Origin of the sequence: Alloyangia pacifica (genome assembly GCF_020524285.1) — a bacterium.
Classification (GTDB): Bacteria; Pseudomonadota; Alphaproteobacteria; order Rhodobacterales; family Rhodobacteraceae; genus Salipiger; species Salipiger pacificus_B.
This window is the reverse complement of the sequence record NZ_JAIVKX010000017.1, coordinates 75119-93216: the sequence shown is the minus strand read 5'-3', so window position 1 is coordinate 93216 and position 18098 is coordinate 75119. Positions and strand designations below refer to the sequence as shown.

At 67.9% G+C, this 18098-nt stretch carries 20 protein-coding genes; 15 read left to right on the top strand and 5 right to left on the bottom strand.

The window, feature by feature from the left end:
• Positions 1-61: 61 nt before the first annotated feature.
• The 6 genes from LC039_RS21125 to LC039_RS21100 are packed head-to-tail and all read left to right on the top strand — an operon-like array spanning position 62 to position 5938.
• Positions 62-1075, top strand: a complete 1014-nt coding sequence (locus LC039_RS21125) for a TRAP transporter substrate-binding protein (RefSeq protein ID WP_226628066.1) — start codon at positions 62-64, stop codon at positions 1073-1075.
• Entirely contained in the window at positions 1075-1620 is a 546-nt protein-coding gene (locus LC039_RS21120) for a TRAP transporter small permease (protein WP_226628065.1), read from the top strand. The genes LC039_RS21125 and LC039_RS21120 overlap by 1 nt, the downstream gene beginning before the upstream one ends.
• Entirely contained in the window at positions 1617-2894 is a 1278-nt protein-coding gene (locus LC039_RS21115) for a TRAP transporter large permease (RefSeq protein WP_226628063.1), read from the top strand. Before LC039_RS21120 ends, LC039_RS21115 begins: the two co-directional genes overlap by 4 nt.
• 8 nt (positions 2895-2902) lie before the next feature.
• Complete coding sequence (locus LC039_RS21110; protein WP_226628061.1) at positions 2903-3442, top strand: VOC family protein; 540 nt, start codon at positions 2903-2905, stop codon at positions 3440-3442.
• An 8-nt stretch (positions 3443-3450) separates the two neighbouring features.
• Complete coding sequence (locus tag LC039_RS21105) at positions 3451-4716, top strand: ribulose-bisphosphate carboxylase large subunit family protein (RefSeq protein WP_226628059.1); 1266 nt, start codon at positions 3451-3453, stop codon at positions 4714-4716.
• Between the two features lies 1 nt (position 4717).
• A complete protein-coding gene (locus LC039_RS21100) occupies positions 4718-5938 on the top strand; it encodes a four-carbon acid sugar kinase family protein (RefSeq protein WP_226628057.1) in 1221 nt (406 codons plus the stop codon).
• Positions 5939-6000: 62 nt separating this feature from the next.
• On the opposite strand, the gene LC039_RS21095 is transcribed toward LC039_RS21100, so the two are convergent.
• Together LC039_RS21095 and LC039_RS21090 are read right to left on the bottom strand one after the other, a co-directional pair.
• Positions 6001-6999, bottom strand: a complete 999-nt coding sequence (locus LC039_RS21095; RefSeq protein WP_226628055.1) for a zinc-dependent alcohol dehydrogenase family protein — start codon at positions 6997-6999, stop codon at positions 6001-6003.
• 140 nt (positions 7000-7139) lie between these two features.
• Positions 7140-7979 carry a class II aldolase/adducin family protein gene (locus LC039_RS21090; RefSeq protein ID WP_264179635.1) on the bottom strand — a complete coding sequence of 280 codons (840 nt, stop codon included), beginning with the start codon at positions 7977-7979 and terminating at the stop codon, positions 7140-7142.
• Here LC039_RS21090 and LC039_RS21085 point away from each other — a divergent pair.
• Both LC039_RS21085 and LC039_RS21080 read left to right on the top strand, forming a co-directional pair.
• Positions 7901-8209: a hypothetical protein gene (locus LC039_RS21085; protein ID WP_226628053.1), complete on the top strand. Its 309-nt coding sequence runs from the start codon at positions 7901-7903 to the stop codon at positions 8207-8209. The genes LC039_RS21090 and LC039_RS21085 overlap by 79 nt on opposite strands.
• Before the next feature lie 352 nt (positions 8210-8561).
• A complete protein-coding gene (locus LC039_RS21080) occupies positions 8562-9500 on the top strand; it encodes a helix-turn-helix domain-containing protein (protein WP_226628052.1) in 939 nt (312 codons plus the stop codon).
• Between the two features lie 271 nt (positions 9501-9771).
• Here the strand turns inward: LC039_RS21080 and LC039_RS21075 are convergent, their stop codons facing one another.
• Entirely contained in the window at positions 9772-10968 is a 1197-nt protein-coding gene (locus LC039_RS21075; protein WP_226628051.1) for an MFS transporter, read from the bottom strand.
• 154 nt (positions 10969-11122) lie between these two features.
• Positions 11123-11884: a glutaredoxin family protein gene (locus LC039_RS21070; protein ID WP_226628050.1), complete on the bottom strand. Its 762-nt coding sequence runs from the start codon at positions 11882-11884 to the stop codon at positions 11123-11125.
• Positions 11885-12033: 149 nt separating this feature from the next.
• Between LC039_RS21070 and LC039_RS21065 the strand changes: the two genes are divergently transcribed.
• Both LC039_RS21065 and LC039_RS21060 read left to right on the top strand, forming a co-directional pair.
• Complete coding sequence (locus tag LC039_RS21065) at positions 12034-12768, top strand: DUF4396 domain-containing protein (RefSeq protein WP_226628049.1); 735 nt, start codon at positions 12034-12036, stop codon at positions 12766-12768.
• 81 nt (positions 12769-12849) lie between these two features.
• Positions 12850-13047 (top strand): heavy-metal-associated domain-containing protein, encoded by a 198-nt coding sequence (locus LC039_RS21060; protein ID WP_226628047.1) that lies wholly within the window; start codon positions 12850-12852, stop codon positions 13045-13047.
• Between the two features lie 60 nt (positions 13048-13107).
• Here the strand turns inward: LC039_RS21060 and LC039_RS21055 are convergent, their stop codons facing one another.
• Positions 13108-13410 carry an SHOCT domain-containing protein gene (locus LC039_RS21055; protein ID WP_226628046.1) on the bottom strand — a complete coding sequence of 101 codons (303 nt, stop codon included), beginning with the start codon at positions 13408-13410 and terminating at the stop codon, positions 13108-13110.
• Positions 13411-13577: 167 nt separating this feature from the next.
• Here LC039_RS21055 and LC039_RS21050 point away from each other — a divergent pair, with 167 nt between their 5' ends.
• The 5 genes from LC039_RS21050 (at position 13578) to LC039_RS21030 (ending at position 18087) form a co-directional block, all read left to right on the top strand.
• Positions 13578-13964, top strand: a complete 387-nt coding sequence (locus tag LC039_RS21050; RefSeq protein ID WP_226628044.1) for a DUF302 domain-containing protein — start codon at positions 13578-13580, stop codon at positions 13962-13964.
• A 158-nt stretch (positions 13965-14122) separates the two neighbouring features.
• Entirely contained in the window at positions 14123-14554 is a 432-nt protein-coding gene (locus LC039_RS21045) for a c-type cytochrome (RefSeq protein ID WP_226628042.1), read from the top strand.
• Positions 14555-14659: 105 nt separating this feature from the next.
• Positions 14660-17131: a heavy metal translocating P-type ATPase gene (locus LC039_RS21040; protein ID WP_226628041.1), complete on the top strand. Its 2472-nt coding sequence runs from the start codon at positions 14660-14662 to the stop codon at positions 17129-17131.
• A complete protein-coding gene (locus tag LC039_RS21035; protein WP_413463854.1) occupies positions 17128-17565 on the top strand; it encodes a c-type cytochrome in 438 nt (145 codons plus the stop codon). The genes LC039_RS21040 and LC039_RS21035 overlap by 4 nt, the downstream gene beginning before the upstream one ends.
• Before the next feature lie 180 nt (positions 17566-17745).
• The gene (locus tag LC039_RS21030; protein ID WP_226628039.1) at positions 17746-18087 is read left to right on the top strand and encodes a hypothetical protein; all 342 of its coding nucleotides are present in this window, start codon (positions 17746-17748) and stop codon (positions 18085-18087) included.
• Positions 18088-18098 lie beyond the last annotated feature (11 nt).

Below are 18098 nucleotides of genomic sequence, written 5' to 3'. Positions count from 1 at the left end.
GACGCGGACCATCCCGCGCAAGGCACCTCAGAACGCATCAAATTTCTAGGGAGGAGATCAGATGCACACCCCCAAGGGACTTTCTCGCCGCACCCTGCTGCTGACCGGCGCCGGCGCGCTGGCCGCGCCCTTCATCGCGCGCCCGGCCTTCGCCGCCGCCAACCTGCGCTACGGCCACAACAACGAGGTGGCCTCGGTCGCCGGCGCGCAGGCTGACTGGTTCGCCGAGGCGCTCGGCCAGACTTCGGGCGGGGACATCTCGGTGCAGGTCTTCCCGAACAGCCAGCTCGGCAAGCTGCAGGAGCTGGCCGAGGCGGTCTCGCTCGGCACCATCGCCTTCTCGCACAACACCGCCGGCGCGCTCGGCTCGCTCTACCAGCCCTTCGCCGCGCTCGACACACCCTATCTCTACCGCGACGTGGACCACCTGATGAAGGTGACCGACGTGGAGAGCCCGGTGATGCAGGAGCTGAACGAGGGGCTCATCGCCGCCGCCAATGTCCGCGTCATCTACGCGCATTACTTCGGCCGCCGGAACCTGACCTGCAACAAGCCGGTGCTGTCGCCGGAGGATCTCGCGGGCACCAAGATCCGCGCCGTGCCCTTCCCGATCTACACCACCGCCGTCGAGGGCATGGGCGCCGTCGCCGTGCCGGTCGACTGGTCCGAGGTGCCCACCGCGCTGGCCACCGGCGTCGTGCAGGGACAGGAGAACCCGGTCAACGTGGTGCTCAACGTCAAGCTCTACGAGGTGCAGTCGCACCTCATGCTGACCGGCCACATGTCGAACGCCGAGGTCGTCGTGATGAACGAGGACAACTGGCAGGGCATGTCCGGCGCCGAGCAGGACGCGGTGCGCGAGGCCGCACTGCAGACCCGCGAGAAGGCCACCAAGGCGATCCTCGACAACGAGGAGTCCGAGACCCAGCAACTGCGCGACCTCGGCATGACCGTGATCGGCGAGGAGGACGGGCTCGACCTCGACGCCTTCCGCGCCTCGGTCAGCAAGCTGGTCGACGAGCGCTTCGGCGGCGAATACGGCGATCTCTATTCCAAGATCGCGGCGGTCGCCTGATGCCGGGCACGTCCCCGATTGAGACCCCGGGCCGCGCGATCCTCGCGCGGCTCACCCATTGGGGCACCGGCTTCGGCATGGCGCTGCTGGCGCTGATGGCGGTGCTGGTCGTACTGCAGGTGGCGGCGCGCAATTTCCTCGACCTCGGCCTGCCCTGGGCCGACGAGCTGGCGCGCTTCTCCTGCATCGGGCTGGTCTTCGTCTCGGTGCCGGCACTGGCCGGACGGCAGGTGATGGTCGCGGTGACCATGCTGCCCGACATGGCCACGCCGAAACTGCGCCAATTCATGATCCTGCTCGCCGACCTGGCGACCCTCGCCTTCGCCGCGCTGATGCTCTGGAGCTTCGCCGAGTTCCTGCCCCGCGCCGGCAAGTTCCTGACCCCCGCGCTGCGCGTACCGAACTGGGTCTATTACAGCCTCGCGCTGACCGGCAGCCTGTTCCTCTGCGCCGTAGCGCTGCACCGCGTCTGGACAGCCCTGCGCCGCCGCGACCCCAGCGCCGCCTTCCACGACTACCGCGACGAGACCGGACAACCCACATGAGCCTGATCCTCCTGAGCCTTTTCGCCGTGCTGCTTGCACTCGGCGCGCCTATCGCCGTGTGCCTGGGCCTGTCCGCCGCCGTGGTCATCGTGATGGAGGGCCTGCCGGTCTCGGTACTGGCGCAGCGCAGCCTCAACGCGCTCGACAGCTCGCCGCTGCTCGCCGTGCCGCTCTTCATCTTCGCCGCCGCGCTGCTCAACGCCACGGGCGTGACCACCCATCTCTTCGACCTCGTGCGCATGCTCTTCGGCCGCATCCGCGGCGCCGTGGCGCAGGTGAGCGTCTTCGTCTCGCTGATCTTCTCGGGCGTCTCGGGCGCGGCGCTGGCGGACATCGGCGCGCTCGGCGCCATCCAGATCAACCAGATGACCGCACAGGGCTACCGCAAGGAGTTCGCCGCCGGCCTGACCGTCGCCGCCGCCACCATCGGGCCGATCTTCCCGCCCTCGATCCCGATCATCATCTACGCCTCGGTCGCCAACGTCTCGGCGGTGAAGCTGCTGCTGGCGGGGATCATCCCGGCGCTGCTGCTGACCGCGCTGCTGATGGCGCAGGTGGCGATTATCGCCCGGGTCAAGGGATTGCCCCGCGACGAGGTCAGCGCCAAGCCGCGCGAGGTGATGAACAAGGCGGTGATCTCCTTCCCCGCGCTGATGGCCCCTGTGTTGCTGATCGGCGGTCTGATGAGTGGCTACTTCGGCCCGACCGAGGTCGCCGGCGTCACCGTCGCCTACGCGCTCTTCATCGGCTTCGCCATCTACCGCAGCCTCACCGGCCGCGCCGTGGTGGGCGCCCTGCGCGAAACCGTCGAGGCCAGCGGCAACATCCTCTTCGTCGTCGCCACCGCCGCGCTCTTTGCCTGGGTGCTGACGCTCGACCAGGTGCCGATGAAGGTCTCTGCGCTGCTGCTCGGCGTGTCCGACAACCCGCTGGTACTGCTGCTGCTGGTGAACATCCTGCTGCTGGTCGTCGGCATGGCGCTGGAGAGCATCGCGGCGATCCTGATCATCGCGCCGATCGTGGCGCCCGCGCTCACCGCCGCCGGGGTCGACCCGCTGCAACTGGGCATCGTCTTCGTGCTGAACCTGATGATCGGCCTGCTGACCCCGCCGGTGGGCATGAGCCTCTACATGATCTCGATCATCTCGCGCATGCCGATCACCCAGGTGATCGCCGGGGTGATGCCCTTCTTCCTCCCGTTGCTCCTGTCCCTGCTCGTGGTCTCCGCCGTCCCGGCGCTGTCCACATGGCTCCCCGAAACATTGATGAACTGAGGTTCCCCATGAGCACCCTTCTTGGCCCCATCCGCCAGCTCGGCTACGTCGTCGACGACATCGAGGCGGGCATGAAATACTGGTCCGAGACCATGGGCGTCGGCCCCTGGTTCTACAACCCGCAGGTGCCGATCGAGGACTACCTCTACGACGGCCAGAGCCACCAGCCGCACAACTCCGTGGCGCTGGCCAACTCCGGCGCCATGCAGGTCGAGCTGATCCAGTGCCGCAACGACGTGCCCTCGATGTACCGCGATTACATGCAGAAGGGCCTGCGCGGCCTGCAGCACGTCGCCTTCTGGACGAAGGACTACGACGCCGACCTCGCGATGATGCTGGACCGGGGCTTCACCGTGAAGATGTCGGGCTGCGTCGGGCAGAACGGCCGCTTCGCCTATTTCGCCGAGGAGCATCACCCGGGCACCTGTATCGAGTTGTCGGAAGTGCTCGGGCCCAAGGGCACCATGTTCGACATGATCCGCGACGCCTCCGAGGGCTGGGACGGGTCGGACCCGGTGCGCCCCTTCCCGGACCTCAGCAAGCTCTGAGGCACAGCATGGAACGGATCATCGCCGACTACCTGCTGGAAACCCCCTACCCGCTGGCCGAGGTGGCGGCGATGATGGCGGGCGAGCAGAGCTCGGGCACCTTCGTGCGCGTCGCCGGGGAGACCGACGAGCTGCGCGCCCGCGCCGCCGCCGAAGTGCTCTCGATCGAGGAACTGGACAGCGTGGACAGCCCCACGCTGCACTCCGCCTATGTCGCCCGCAAGCAGCCCTCCGGCCCCTACCGCCGGGCCCGGGTGCGCATCGCCTATCCCGTGGCCAACATCGGGCGGAACCTGCCGACGCTGGCGGCGACGGTCTCGGGCAACCTCTACGACATCGGCGAGATCACCGGGCTGAAGCTGCTGTCGCTGGAGATCCCCGCCACCTACCGCGCCCGCTACCACATGCCGGCGCAGGGCATCGCGGGCACCCGCAAGAGCCTCGGCGTTCAGGGCACACCGATCTTCGGCACGATCATCAAGCCCAACGTCGGCATGCGCCCCGAGCAGATCGCCGCGCTGGTCGATCAGCTCTGCGCCGCCGGGGTGGATTTCATCAAGGATGACGAGATCTGCGCCGATCCCGACATCGCGCCGCTGGAACTGCGCGTGCCCGCCGTCATGGCGGTGATCCGCAAGTGGCAGGAGAAGACCGGCCGCAAGGTGATGATGGCCTTCAACATCACCGACGAGACCGACGCCATGCGCCGCCATGCCGATCTGGTGGCCGCCGAGGGCGGCTCCTGCGTCATGGCCAGCCTCAACTGGTGCGGCCTGTCGGGCATGGAGAGCCTGCGCGCCCATACGCCGCTCGCCATCCACGCGCACCGCAACGGCTTCGGCGCGATGAGCCGCCACCCGCTGCTCGGCATGGGGTTCCAGGCCTACCACGCGCTCTACCGGCTCGCCGGGATCGACCACATGCACGTGCACGGCATCGGCGGCAAGTTCGTCGACACCGCCGAAGAGGTGACCGAGGCCGCCCGCGCCTGTCTGGCACCGCTGTCCGAGGGCGGCCCCGACGACCGCGTGATGCCTGCCTTCTCCTCCGGCCAATGGGCCGGGACGCTGCCGCAGACGCTCGAGGCGGCGCAATCGCCCGACCTGATGTTCATGTGCGGCGGCGGCATCCTCGCCCACCCGCAGGGACCGGCGGCGGGCATCGCGTCTTTGCGCGAGGCCTACGAGGTGCTGCAACAGGGCGGCACGCTGGCCGAGGGCGCGGCCACCCGCCCGGCGCTGGCCGCGGCGTTCGACTTCTTCGGCACGCGCTGAGATGGGTGCGGACATCGTCTTCGTCGGCGACGATTTCACCGGCGCCTCGGACAGTCTTGCCACCTACGCCCGCGCAGGGCTGCGGGCGCGCATGGTGGTCGGCGGTGCGGCGAACGAACCGCTGGACGTTCTGGGCCTGCCCACCGACCTGCGCTCGCTGCCGCCCGAGACGGCCCGGGCCGATATCGCCACTCTCTGGCCGCGTATCGCTGCCGAGGCCCCGAAGGTGCTGCACCTCAAGGTCTGCTCGACCTTCGATTCCGCGCCAGGCGTGGGCTCGATCGGCGCGGTCGCGCAGGAACTGACCGCCCGTTTCACCCCCGACGTGGTGGCGGTGATCGGCGGCCAGCCCAGCCTCGGGCGCTACTGCGCCTTCGGCACGCTCTTCGCCCGCGGTCCCGATGGCGCGACGCATCGCATCGACCGCCACCCGGTGATGAGCCGCCACCCCGTCACCCCCATGCAGGAGGCCGACCTGCGCCGCCACCTCGCCGCGCAGGGGCTCGGCGGCCTGGCACTGGTGAGCTTCCCCGAGCTAGACACTCCGCAGGCGGTGGCCCGGACCCTGCGCGCGGGCCCCGCGCTGATCGACGTCACCCGCACCGAGGATCTTCCGCGCATCGCCGAGGCGCTCCGCCGCGCGGGCGGGCGGCAGCTCCTGATCGGGGCCAGTTCGGTGGCCGAGATCCTCGGCTCCGGAGCCACGCGGATCGCGTCCGAAGCGCCCTGCCAAAGCCCGACCTCGGACAACCTCTTGCTCTTTGCCGGCAGCCGCTCCTCTACCACCGCCGCGCAGGTGGCTGCTGCCGACAGGTACCGCAAGCTTGCCCTAACGCCCGAGGCGCTGCGCATGGGTACCCTCGTCGCGCCCGCCGCCGAGATGCTGCACGCGGGCACCCCTGCGCTTGTGCACCTGCTGCCCGACGCTGACTACGGGCTATCGCCCGACGCGCTGGCCGACCGCTGCGCCGATTTCGTCGCCGCGTTGCTGGCACAGGCCGAGGTCGGGTATCTGGGGCTCGCCGGGGGCGACACGTCGTCCCGTATCTGCGGGCGCCTCGGGTTCGACACGCTGGCCTTCGAGCGCATGCTCGGCCCCGGCGTCTGCATCTGCGCCGCGCGCCACGCCGATCCCCTGCGCGACGGGATGCGGGTGATGCTCAAGGGCGGGCAGATGGGCGCGCCGGATCTCTTCGACAGCTTCGCCACGACCCGCGGCTGAGCCCCGCGGCACGAGGGTGGCCACCCGGCTCAGGGTGACCACCGTTCAGGCTCCAACTTGGCTCACATGGTCACGCAGATCTTGCCGAAATGCGCGCCGCTTTCCTGGTAGCGGAAGGCCTCGGCGAGATCGGCCAGCGCGAAGCGGCGGTCGATCACTGGGCGCAGCTCCAGCGTCTCGAGCGCCCGGACGAAGTCGATCTGCTGCCGGCGCGAGCCGACGATCAGCCCCTGCAGGCGCTGCTGGCGCGCCATCAGCAGCGCCGTGGGGATCTCGCCGGAGCGGCCGGTGAGCACGCCGATCAGCGCGATATGCGCGCCGGGTCGCCCCGCGACGATGGATTGCGCCAGCGTGGCCGGACCGCCGACCTCGACCACGATGTCGACGCCGCGCCCATCGGTGATGCGGCGCATCTCCTCGCCCCACTCGGGCGTGCTGCGGTAGTTGATGACATGATCCGCCCCGAGGTCGCGCAGGCGCTCGAGCTTCGCGTCCGAGGACGAGGTCGCGATCACCGTGGCACCCATCGCCTTGGCGAGCTGCAGCGCGTAGATCGACACGCCGCCGGTGCCCAGCACCGCGACGGTGTCGCCCGCCTTGATCCCGGCGTCGACCACCAGGGCACGCCAGGCGGTCAGCCCGGCGGTGGTGATCGTCGACGCTTCCTCGTGGCTCCAGCCCTCGGGCGCATGGGTGACCCAGGTGGCGGGCAGCGTCACCCGCTCGCGCGCGTAGCCGTCGCGCCCGTCGCCCGGCGTGGTCGAGAAATCGCTGGGCCGGTCATCGCCGTCCAGCCAGTCGGGGAAGAAGCCCGAGACCACGGCGTCGCCGACCGCGAACTCCTCGACACCTGCGCCGACCGCCGCGACCACGCCCGCCCCGTCGGCCATCGGGATCCGCCCGTCCGGCAGGGCGCCCTCGATGGCGCAGACCCGGTAGTCGTGGTAGTTGAGCGAGCTCGCGTGCAGGCGCACGGTGATCTCGCCCGCGCCGGGAGCCGCGGGCTCCGCGACATCGCTGACAACGAGATTGTCGAGCCCGCCCGGCGCTTTGATCGTCACCTGTTTCAAGAGATTGCCTTCCTTCTGTCTTGGCCCTCGGACGGGCCGACGCCCGCCTTACCGGCGGACCTAGTGCGCCCGCCCGGGAATGCATTCCCGGGTGGGCGTTATTGGCAGGCCCGGCTGGTCCCGCCGCAGGCTCAGGCCCGGAAATCCGCGCCGACACCCTCGATCGAGCGCAGATGGGCCTGCCATTCCAGCTCGAGGTCGCCGTCTTCCTCGTTCATCTGCACGTATTGCTTGTGCACGCGGGCGGCGATCTCCTCGCTCACCAGGCGCAGCGGCCGGCCGCTGGAGGTGGCGGCGATCTGAATCTCGCAGGCGCGCTCGAGGTAGAACATGTTGTTGAACATCTCGGCGGCGCTGCGGCCGGTCGCGATGAGCCCGTGGTTGCGCAGCATCAGCACCGGGTGATCGCCAAGGTCCTCCACGATGCGCTCCCGCTCTTCCAGATCCAGCGCGATGCCTTCGAAATCATGGTAGCCGATGCGACCCGCGAACTGCAGCGAGATCTGGTTGAGCGGCAGCAACCCCTCTTCCATGCAGGACACCGCCACGCCGGCGCGGGTGTGGGTGTGCATGATCCAGGCCGCGTCGTGCCGGTTCATGTGCACCGCCGAATGGATGGTGAAGCCTGCCGGGTTCACCCGCTGCGGGCTGCCGTCCACCTTGTTGCCATCGACGTCGATCTTGACCAGCGACGAAGCGGTGATCTCTTCCCAGCGCCAGCCGTAGGGGTTGATCAGGAAGTGCCCGTCCTCGCCCGGAACCCGTGCGGTGGTGTGGGTGTAGATCAGGTCGGTAAATTTATGCAGCGCGGCGAGCCGGTAGCAGGCGGCCAGCTCTTCGCGGGTCTGTTTCTCTTCGGGGGACATGGTCATCGGTGTCTCCGGTCTTTCAGTTGCGTTGGCCGACGGCGCCCGGCGTGGGCCGCGGCGAGGGCTTCGAGGGCCTGCGCCACCTGCGGCTCGGGCGCGCAGGCGCGGCGGGTGGTCAGATCGGTGCGAAGAAGCCGGGTTTCGCGGCTGGCCGCAAGGGTGCCATCGGATTTTGTTGCCCGATGGAAGAACTTCTTTTCGCCCGCGCCTCCAGCTCCGGCCTGGTCACCGCCAGAACCTGCCCCACGCTTGTTAGCGCGGCAGCCGCGGTTCCTGGCGGCGCCACCGGCGGGCACGGCTCCTTGCTCGCCACGCTGGCCTGCGCGCGGTAACCCCAGTCGATCGTCGCCGCCCTGCCCTTCCTGAACCCCGGCGCGCTCTGGCACAGACGGTCGGGAAAATTGGCAACGGCAGCAAAGCCCTTCGGACCCGTGCCCTCTACACTCTTTCCGCAGCCATCCCCGAGGATCCCGCCATCCCATTCACGCCCGCCAAAGATGTCTCCAGCGAAACCTCCCGGAGCTGCTGCCGCTCGGCCAGCGCCGCCCGGGCCAGTGCCTGAGCCTTGGCGGGAGAGACCGGAGGAGGCCAAGCGCCCCTTCTCGGCGGCAGGCGGTGTCGCCACTCCGCGGGCCGCCGCGCAGCGATCCATGCCGGGAAGCTGCCGCACCGAAGACAGGCTGCATGACCGAGTTTTTTGCCCCCGACCAACAGACCCCGCGGCACCGCCTCGCCTTCTGGAACGATGTCATCTGCGCCACCTACGCCCCCTGCGAGGCGACCCTCGGCGACCTTGCCACCTTCCGCGCGAGCCTGCAGGTTTCTGCGCTCGGCCCGCTCGTGGTCAGCAACTGCGTCTCGGTTCCCATCACATATGACCGCAGGCCGGTGGACCTCCGGCGCAATCCCTCCGACGACTTTTACGCCATTCTCATGACCTCCGGCGAGACGCTGGTCGCGCAGAACGCGCGCGAAGGCCTGGCCGGGCCGGGGGACGTGTTTCTCTACTCCAATGCCCGCCCCTATCAGCACCACAGCGAGGTCGATTACACCTGCACCACGCTGAAGATCCCACGGGCCCTTGCCATGGCCCGGTTCTCGGAGCTGGACCGGTTCTGCGGCCGGGTTCTGTCCGGGCGCACGCCGCAGGGACGGATCGTCGGGGCGCTGATGCAGGAGGCGGCGGAGCTCGGCGAAGGCGACCCGCCCACGGCCGCCTTCCTGAGCGCGCTGCTCGACATGATCGCGGCCTCGATCGAGAGCGGTCTCGCGGGCGTGGAAGACCGGTTCATCGGCGGGCGGAATGGCAAGCTGCTGCTGCAGATCCAGCGCTACATGCGCGACAATATGGAGAACGGCGATCTGGGCCTCGCGGAGGTCGCCGACGCGCAGAACGTCTCGATGCGCACGCAGGCGCGTCTCTTCGCCGACGCCGGCACAACACCGATGGCCTGGCTTCAGTCGCAGCGGCTCGCGGCGGCCTACGCCGCGCTGAGCGAACGGCGGGTGCGCAACGTCAGCGAGGCCGCCTTCACCTTCGGGTTCAACGACAGCTCCTACTTCGGCAAGGCGTTCAAGAAGATCTACGGGTTCACCCCGCGCACGCTGCTCGAGGAGGACTGACCCGGCCGATTGGCGGGCGCCTACGAGGGAACTGGCAACCGACTACCAGCAGCGGCACCAGAAAGTCTCGACGCTGGGCGCAACCGAAATTGGGCGCCACGAGAGCCTCGTGCAGTCTGCATCCTCTGATAGACGACGATAAACATCGGCAGCACGTTGCCCCTATTGCCCTGCACCCTGCTCCTCGAACAGACCTCCGAGGGTCGCCACCCGGTGGAAACGAATAATGGACTTCCCACCGCGGTTTTGACGCTGACCTGACGGCGACGGCTCACCCGGCCTTCGAGGATCCGGCAAGCTGCCCCCGCAGCGGCAGAAGTCCCAGCACCGAGATCGCCGCAAATCCCGCCCCGGCGAGGAAGGTGGCGCTCGGCCCATAGGTTTCCCAGAGCGCCCCGGCCAGCAGGCTGGCGATCAACAGGGCCACGCCGGTCACCAGGTTGAACATGCCGAAGGCGGTGCCGCGAAGCTCCTCGGGCACCGTCTCGGCGACGAGCGCCGACAGCAGGCCCTGCGTGAAGCCCATGTGCAGCCCCCAGATCAGCAGGCCGACGGCAATCCCTGCGAGCCCAGGCGACAGCGCCAGAATGAGATCAGCCACGATGAGAAGGCCGAGCCCGCAGAGCAGCAGCCCCATCCTGCCGATCCGGTCGGAGAGCACCCCCACCGGCCAGGCCGAGAGGGCGTAGGCGAGGTTCATCCCGACAAGCACAAGCGGCACCAGCATCAACGGGGTGCCCGCGCTCTGCGCGCGCAGGATCAGGAAGGCCTCGCTGAACCGCGCGAGCGTGAAGAGCGCCGCGACGACCACGACCCACCAGTAGACCGGGCCAAGCAGCTTCAGTTCCGCCTTCGCGAGCGGGTTGCGCACCTTGCGCCTGCCGGCGGGATGCGCGGGCTCCCGCACCACCCACAGCAGCAATCCGACGGACAGGAATGCCGGAAGGACGGCAACCCAGAACACGCTGCGGAAATCATTCGCGAACAGCCACATCAGGCCGACCGCGATGAGCGGGCCGAGAAACGCCCCCACCGTGTCGAGCGACTGGCGCAGACCGAAGGCCGCGCCCCGCATCCCGGGCGGCGCGAGATCGGCGACCAGTGCATCGCGCGGCGCGCCGCGAATGCCCTTGCCCACCCTGTCAATGAACCGCGCGGCGACCACCCAGCCGAGCGAAGAGGCCAGCGGGAACACCGGCTTGGTCACCGCCGCGAGCCCGTAGCCGAGCGCCGCCAGTTCCTTGCGCCGCCCGATCCGGTCCGAGAGTGCGCCGGAAAACACCTTGGTGATCGCCGCAGTGGCCTCGGCGATCCCTTCGATGAGGCCGACCGCCAGCGTCGACGCGCCCAGCCCGACCGTCAGATAAACCGGCAGCAGCGCGTGGATCATCTCGGAGGAGACATCCATCAGCAGCGACACGAAGCCCAGCGCCCAGATGCCGGCGGGGAGGCGTGTCGCAACTCTCATGTCTTGATCGGTGGGCGCTGACATGGGCGTGTCCGTCTTGCTGCGGTGCCGCGAAGAGACACCGGGACAGCACGCAGGCGCAAGTACGTTTGCGCTTGGACGGCGGCGATCCGAGTGATCTCAAAGAGGTCGAGGGCCGCCGCAGGAAAGCTGGTCAGAGCGCAAGAAGGAACCGCAGCCCCATCCAGAGCCCCATGGCGATCATCATCAGGTTTTCGGTGAGCGACACGAACCCCAGGGGCACATTGCTCCCGCCGCCGACGCAGGCGCACTTCAGCTCTCGCTTGTCGATATAGACGGCCTTGAACACGGAGACGGCTCCGACGGTGCCGATGAACAGGGCCAGCGGCGAAGAGAGCCACGTCAGCGCGCCGGCGATCATCAGCACCCCGGCGAGGGTTTCGGCGAATGGGTAGAGGTAGCCGTATCTGACCCATCGGCGGGCAAGCAGGTCATAGTTCAGGAACATCGTGGAGAACCCCTCCACGTCCTGAAGTTTCTGGATGCCGAGCAGGGTCATCGAGATCGCGATGAACCACTCGAGCACATGGACACTCAGGACGGTTCCGAGCGCCGCCCAGCCGACCGCCAGCGCCATCAGGAAGGCAACGCCGAAGATCGCGATCACCGGCGTGTAAGTCGTCTCGCCCTCCTCGCGCAGGGGTCTGCCAAAATATTCGCGCAGGGCGTCGTAGCCCCCGATCCGCTCATTGTCGATCCAAGCCTGCGGCGTGGTCTCGACGTCATGCCGCTGCTTGAAGCGCTCGGTCTCGTCGTGGGTCTCAAGTAGGTGATCCTCGACCTCGAACCCCTCTCGTTCCAGCAGGTCCTTCGACTTGAGGCCGAAGGGGCAAAGATGGCCGGGCATGGCCATTCGGTAGAGCTGCGCTGTCTTTTGCTGAGCATCAAGGGGCATCGGTCTCCTCCGGCGTATAGGGCTCCCAATCCCTCAACGACCTTCCAGCGCGGGAGGGTTCCGAAAAGGGCCGGAAAAGCGCTCGCGGAGCCTTGGCGAGGATGGATTTTGCAACAGGTGCAGGGCCGGAAGACAACTGGAGGCCCCTCATGATCCCAACCTGGCTGCACTGGATTTCAACCCTTTCGCTTCTTGCAGGGGGGTTCTCGGCCCTCGTCATCGCCATCGACGAAAAGCGCGACCCGCAGCACATGTGGATCATGAACATCGTCTGGCCTGCGGTCGCACTTTTTGCCCACGTCTTGGCGCTCTGGGGCTACTTCACCTACGGCAAGCTTGCCGCGCACAGCCGCGCGCATCCGGCGATGCAGCGCGGAGAAGAGATGCCGAGCAAGGCGCAGACCCCGTTCCCTGCAATGGCCGCCAAGGGCGCTGCGCATTGCGGAAGCGGCTGCGCGCTGGGGGACATCATCGCCGAGTGGCTGGCTTTTGCCGTGCCGGCGATCGCGGTCTGGTTCGGCTGGCAAAGCCTGTTTGCCGAGAAGATTTTCGCGGTCTGGATCCTCGACTTCATCCTCGCCTTCCTGTTCGGCGTGGCCTTCCAGTATTTCACCATCAAGCCGATGCGCGATCTCTCGCCCGTGCAGGGCCTCGTTCAGGCAGTCAAGGCGGACGCGCTTTCGCTGACCGCCTGGCAGGTGGGCATGTATGGCTTCATGGCCGTGGCGCATTTCTGGATCTTCAAGCACGTTCTCGGCGTGAAGCTCGAGGTTCCGACACCGGAGTTCTGGTTCATGATGCAGATCGCCATGCTCTGCGGCTTTGCCACCTCCTACCCCGTGAACTGGTGGCTCATTCGCAAAGGCGTGAAGGAAAAGATGTGAGCGCGCGGAGCCCCGGCCACTGACCTTCCAGCGCGGGAAGCTCCCACTTCATTGGTCAATACACACTCGAAGGAGCCGAACATGAGCACCTACAAAGTCGAAGACATGAGCTGCGGCCATTGCGTCGCGACGATCGAAGAGACCGTCAAGACAGCGGACCCTGCCGCCGATGCCGCCTGCGACCTGCCGTCGAAGACCGTTGCAATCAGCGGCGCGCGGAACGAGGCCTTGATCCTGCAGGCGCTTCGCGATGCAGGCTATCCGGCTGTGCAGGCCTGATAGTATGAGAGTGATTGCGACGCGCCGGGGCCGCCAAAGCCGGTCCCGGCGCGTGCACCGTCAGCCCGCCAACAGCTTCTTTCGGGCGGTATATTCCTCCGGCTCGATCTCGCCGCGGGCGAGGCGCATGTCGAGTTCGGCCAGGGCGCTCTGTCGGCTGCGCGAGGCGCCGCCCTGCTCGTGCTGCCGGAAGAACCAGACCACGCCGACCACCACCAGCCCCAGAACGATGAGCCACAGGACCGGACCAAAGATCATGGTCACACCGTGGCCGTACCCCCAGTCCGTCATGTGGCCGTATCCGTCCGGATCGGCCAGCACGGGCGAGGCCAGGCTCATCAATGCGAACGCAAGACGTTTCATCATGTCCTCCTTTCGGGAAATGACATGGCCGTAGGCTGATCCCCGTGCAGCGATACCGCATTGATCCACCGCAATCCGAAGATCACATTCCAAATTTGGAACGCAAAGCGCCCCACACGCATTCCTCCTGCATCGGGGCGCCATCGCAACAAGAAGGAGACCAGACCATGAGCTATAGCATCGACAGAACCATTCCCGGCGCCAGCCTCGCAGAGGTCGACACACGCACCCGCGAGGCGCTCAAGGCGCAGGGGTTCGGTGTGCTCACCGAGATCGACGTTCAGGCCACCATGAAGAAGAAGCTGGATGAGGATATGCCCGGCTACCTGATCCTCGGCGCCTGCAACCCGAAGATGGCGCACGCGGCGATCGGGCTCGAGCCAAAGGTGGGGGCGATGCTGCCCTGCAATGTCATCCTGCGTCAGGTGGGCGCCGACGTGGAGGTGAGCGCGGTCGACCCGCAGGCGTCCATGTCGGCAATCGACAATCCCGAGCTGCTTGGCGTTGCCGGAGAGGTCCGCGCGATGCTCGAGAAGGCGATCGAGGCAATTTAACTTTGCGAAGGCAAATGGCTTGGGATCGCGGGACGTGTCGCGTTAGGGTCCTCTCCGGCTTCCGGGCGACCTATGCTCTGGCCCCGAACGACTGAGATAGCGAACGAAAAGACAAAGAGACCGGGCCAGCGAGACCGGGCCGCCAACGAGGAGACAGGATGAAGACCCAAGTACTTGCGGCGATGATCGCCGTCACCGCCGCCGGCGCGGCGCTTGCCCATGGTGGCGTCGAGAACGAAACCGTCCTTGCCCGCATGGAGGGGATGAAGACACTCAGCACCCAGCTCAAGACATTGGGCGCGATGGCCAAGGGCCAGCAGGCCTTCGATGCGGCAGAAGCGCAGGCGGCGCTGGACCGTCTGAGCGAGGAGGCCGCGCAGATCCCGGCCCAGTTTGAAGACGAAGTGATCGTCGAGAAATCCGAGGCCCGTCCCGCGATCTGGCAGAACTGGGAGGATTTCGCGGCCAAGGCTGGTGATCTGCAGCAACGGTCCGCTGCTCTGGAGGTGGCACAGCCCGGCGATCTCGGCCCCGCGCTGCGCGACCTCGGCGGGGCCTGCAAGGCCTGCCACGCGGACTATCGCGAGTAGGGCCTCTTGCGATCAGAATCGGCGGGTCGAGGGAATTTCTTGACCTTCCCCCTACTGGAACCCCAAATCATCATGGGACACTGACACCCTCGCCGGGAGGTTCCCATGGCCCATGCTCACGACACACATGCCGCCGCGCCGGATGGCGCGGCTAAGGCGGTGACCCGCGATCCGGTCTGCGGCATGACCGTGGACCCCGAGGCGGGCAAGCCCAGCCTCGAACACGCCGGACATCTCTACCACTTCTGCTCCGAGGGCTGCCGCAAGAAGTTCCGCGCCGATCCGGAAGCCTATCTCACCGCGACCGACCCTGTTTGCGGCATGGAGGTCGACCGTTCGACGGCCGCCCATATGCTGAAGCACGACCGCGAGAAGGTCTACTTCTGCTCCGAGCGGTGCCAGTCGAAGTTCGAGGCGGAGCCTGAAGCCTATCTCGGCGACCGCCCCGCGCCGGAGCCGATGCCCGAGGGCACGAAGTACACCTGTCCGATGCACCCCGAGATCATCCGCGATGCGCCCGGCGACTGCCCCAAGTGCGGCATGGCGCTGGAGCCGATGACCCCCTCGGCGGACAGCGGGCCGAACCCCGAATACGTCGACTTCAAGCGCCGCCTGAAGATCACCGCGCCGCTGGCGGCGCTGGTCTTCGTGCTGGAGATGGGGGCGCACATCGGCATCCCCTTCGCCGACTGGATCGGACATACACTCTTCGGCTGGGTTCAGTTCGCACTGGCGACGCCGGTGGTGATCCTCTGCTGGCCGTTCTTCAAGCGGGGCTGGGCCTCGATCGTCAACCGCTCGCCCAACATGTGGACGCTGATCGCGCTCGGCACCGGGGCGGCCTATGTCTTTTCCATCGTTTCACTGCTGGCGCCCGGCCTCTTCCCCGAGGCGATGCGCGACGAGATGGGCATGACGCCGGTCTACTTCGAGGCGGCAGCGGTGATCCTCGTGCTGGTGCTGGTCGGCCAGGTCATGGAACTGGCCGCGCGCGAGCGCACCGGGGACGCGATCCGCGCGCTTCTCGACCTCGCCCCCAAGACGGCGCGGCGGGTGACGGGCGGAGCGGAGGAGGACGTTCCGCTGGATGACGTCGCCTCCGGCGACATCCTGCGCGTGCGTCCCGGCGAGAGCGTGCCGGTGGACGGCGTGGTGACCGAGGGGCGCTCTTCCGTGGACGAGAGTATGATCACCGGCGAGCCGGTGCCGGTCGAGAAGACCGAAGGCGAGCCGGTCACCGGCGGCACGCTCAACAAGACCGGCAGCTTCCTGATGCGGGCCGAGAATGTCGGCTCCGAGACCACGCTGTCGCGCATCGTCGAGATGGTCTCCAAGGCGCAGCGCTCGCGCGCGCCGATCCAGGCGATGGCGGACCGGGTGGCGGCCTATTTCGTGCCCGCGGTCGTGGGCGTGGCGGTGCTGGCCTTTCTCGCTTGGACGGTCTTCGGCCCGTCCCCGGCGCTTTCCTATGCCTTCGTCGCAGCCGTCTCGGTGCTGATCATCGCCTGCCCCTGCGCGCTCGGCCTCGCGACGCCCATGTCGATCATGGTGGCGACCGGGCGCGGCGCGCAGGCAGGCGTGCTGATCCGGGACGCCGAGGCACTGGAGCGGTTTTCCAAGGTGGGTGTGCTGGTGGTCGACAAGACCGGCACGCTGACCGAGGGCAAGCCGACGCTCACGGACGCCGAACCGGCGGAGGGCATGGACAAGACCGAGTTGCTGGCCTTCGCCGCCGCGCTGGAACGCGGCTCCGAGCACCCGCTCGCCGAGGCGATCACCGCGGGCGCGCGAGATGCCGGGGCGCCGGAGCGGGAGTCCTCGGACTTCGAGGCGGTCACCGGCAAGGGCGTGACCGGCAGCGTCGGCGGACAGCGCGTGGCGCTCGGCAATGCGGCGCTGATGGCGGATGAAGGCGTGGACCTCGGCCCGTTCAAGGACCGGGCGAGCGCGCTCCAGAAAGACGGCAAGACCGCGATGTTCGTCGCCGTGGACGGGCGCCCCGCCGGGCTGGTCGCGGTCGCCGACCGGGTGAAGGAGAGCACGCCCGAGGCGATCCGCGCCCTGCACGAGGCCGGGCTGCGCATCGTCATGGCCACCGGCGATGCGAAGGCCACGGCCGAGGCGGTCGCGCGGGAGCTCAATATCGACGAGGTGCAAGCCGAGGTCAGCCCCGAGGATAAGCACGCGCTGATCGAGAAACTGCGCCGCGAGGGGCTGTCTGTCGCCATGGCCGGCGACGGGGTGAACGACGCCCCGGCGCTGGCTGCCGCCGACGTCGGCATCGCCATGGGCACCGGCGCAGACGTGGCGATGGAAAGCGCCGGCGTCACGCTGGTGAAGGGCGACCTCGGCGGCATCGTCCGGGCGCGCCACCTCGCCGAGGCGACCATGCGCAACATCCGCCAGAACCTCTTCTTCGCCTTCGTCTACAACTCGGCGGGGGTGCCGCTGGCGGCAGGCATCCTCTACCCGTTCTTCGGCATCCTGCTTTCGCCCATCGTGGCGGCGGCGGCGATGAGCCTGTCGTCCGTCTCGGTCATCGGCAACGCGCTACGGCTGCGCGGGGTGAAGCTGTGAGGTGGCTGGGTCTTGTCGTGCTGCTTCTGGTTGCGCTGGCGGGTTGGTTGGTCTTCGCCGGGGCCGAAACCGCCCTGGCGGAGACATCGCAGATCGCCGAGGGCGAGGCGCTCTATGCCGAGACCTGCGCCGCCTGCCATGGAGCGAACCTTGAAGGACAGCCGAACTGGCGCAGGCCCGGTCCCGACGGGCGCCTCCCGGCGCCCCCGCATGACGCCTCTGGCCACACATGGCATCATCCCGACGATGTGCTCTTCCGGATCACCAAGCTCGGCACCGCCGCGGTGGTCGGCAACGGCTATGAGAGCAACATGCCGGGGTTCGGTGATCAGCTTACAAACGCGCAGATTGAGGCCATTTTCACCTACATCAAATCGACCTGGCCCGAGGAACTGCGCGCGCATCAGGCGGAGATCTCCGCGCCGCCCGGATAGTGCGCATGGTCCTGGCACCTTCCCACAGGGGCCCTTGGTTCCCACGGCAAACTCCCCTGTGCTCGCCCTCATCGCGGTCGCATTGACCTCGCGAACCTTCGCGCAGACCACACCCCCATGCCGCGAACGTGATCTGACGCCGACCCGCGTTGGGCGTAGCGTCGCGCCATGACACCGATCGTGTTTCGCCTGCTTCTGCTGACCCTGCTCGGGGTCTGGACCGCGCTGCCGGCCGGGCCGGTGCGCGCGATGGCGTTCAGCGCACTCTGCTGCGATCACCATGCCAGCGCCGCGGCGCATGCGAACCACTCTGCGCAGCAGCCCGCCGCCGAGAATGGCGAGAGCGACCACAAGAGCCACGCCCAGATGTGCGAAGCGCATTGCCTGCCGGTGGACGCGGCCCGCATCGGTGGTCTGTCCGGGCCCGGCAAGGCGCATGTCTCCCGGGTCGTGGCGTCGCGCGTCGATGTCTCCCTGCCCTCTCAGGATTTCGCCCCCTCCTCACCCCCTCCCCGAAACTGATCTCCACGGGA

Coding starts and splice junctions, on each gene's coding strand:
- LC039_RS21075 (WP_226628051.1), bottom strand. CDS start 10,968: ATGAGAGTTGCGACACGCCTCCCCGCCGGCATCTGGGCGCTGGGCTTC.
- LC039_RS21065 (WP_226628049.1), top strand. CDS start 12,034: ATGATCCCAACCTGGCTGCACTGGATTTCAACCCTTTCGCTTCTTGCA.
- LC039_RS21050 (WP_226628044.1), top strand. CDS start 13,578: ATGAGCTATAGCATCGACAGAACCATTCCCGGCGCCAGCCTCGCAGAG.
- LC039_RS21055 (WP_226628046.1), bottom strand. CDS start 13,410: ATGAAACGTCTTGCGTTCGCATTGATGAGCCTGGCCTCGCCCGTGCTG.
- LC039_RS21060 (WP_226628047.1), top strand. CDS start 12,850: ATGAGCACCTACAAAGTCGAAGACATGAGCTGCGGCCATTGCGTCGCG.
- LC039_RS21100 (WP_226628057.1), top strand. CDS start 4,718: ATGGGTGCGGACATCGTCTTCGTCGGCGACGATTTCACCGGCGCCTCG.
- LC039_RS21115 (WP_226628063.1), top strand. CDS start 1,617: ATGAGCCTGATCCTCCTGAGCCTTTTCGCCGTGCTGCTTGCACTCGGC.
- LC039_RS21120 (WP_226628065.1), top strand. CDS start 1,075: ATGCCGGGCACGTCCCCGATTGAGACCCCGGGCCGCGCGATCCTCGCG.
- LC039_RS21110 (WP_226628061.1), top strand. CDS start 2,903: ATGAGCACCCTTCTTGGCCCCATCCGCCAGCTCGGCTACGTCGTCGAC.
- LC039_RS21105 (WP_226628059.1), top strand. CDS start 3,451: ATGGAACGGATCATCGCCGACTACCTGCTGGAAACCCCCTACCCGCTG.
- LC039_RS21125 (WP_226628066.1), top strand. CDS start 62: ATGCACACCCCCAAGGGACTTTCTCGCCGCACCCTGCTGCTGACCGGC.
- LC039_RS21045 (WP_226628042.1), top strand. CDS start 14,123: ATGAAGACCCAAGTACTTGCGGCGATGATCGCCGTCACCGCCGCCGGC.
- LC039_RS21070 (WP_226628050.1), bottom strand. CDS start 11,884: ATGCCCCTTGATGCTCAGCAAAAGACAGCGCAGCTCTACCGAATGGCC.
- LC039_RS21080 (WP_226628052.1), top strand. CDS start 8,562: ATGACCGAGTTTTTTGCCCCCGACCAACAGACCCCGCGGCACCGCCTC.
- LC039_RS21040 (WP_226628041.1), top strand. CDS start 14,660: ATGGCCCATGCTCACGACACACATGCCGCCGCGCCGGATGGCGCGGCT.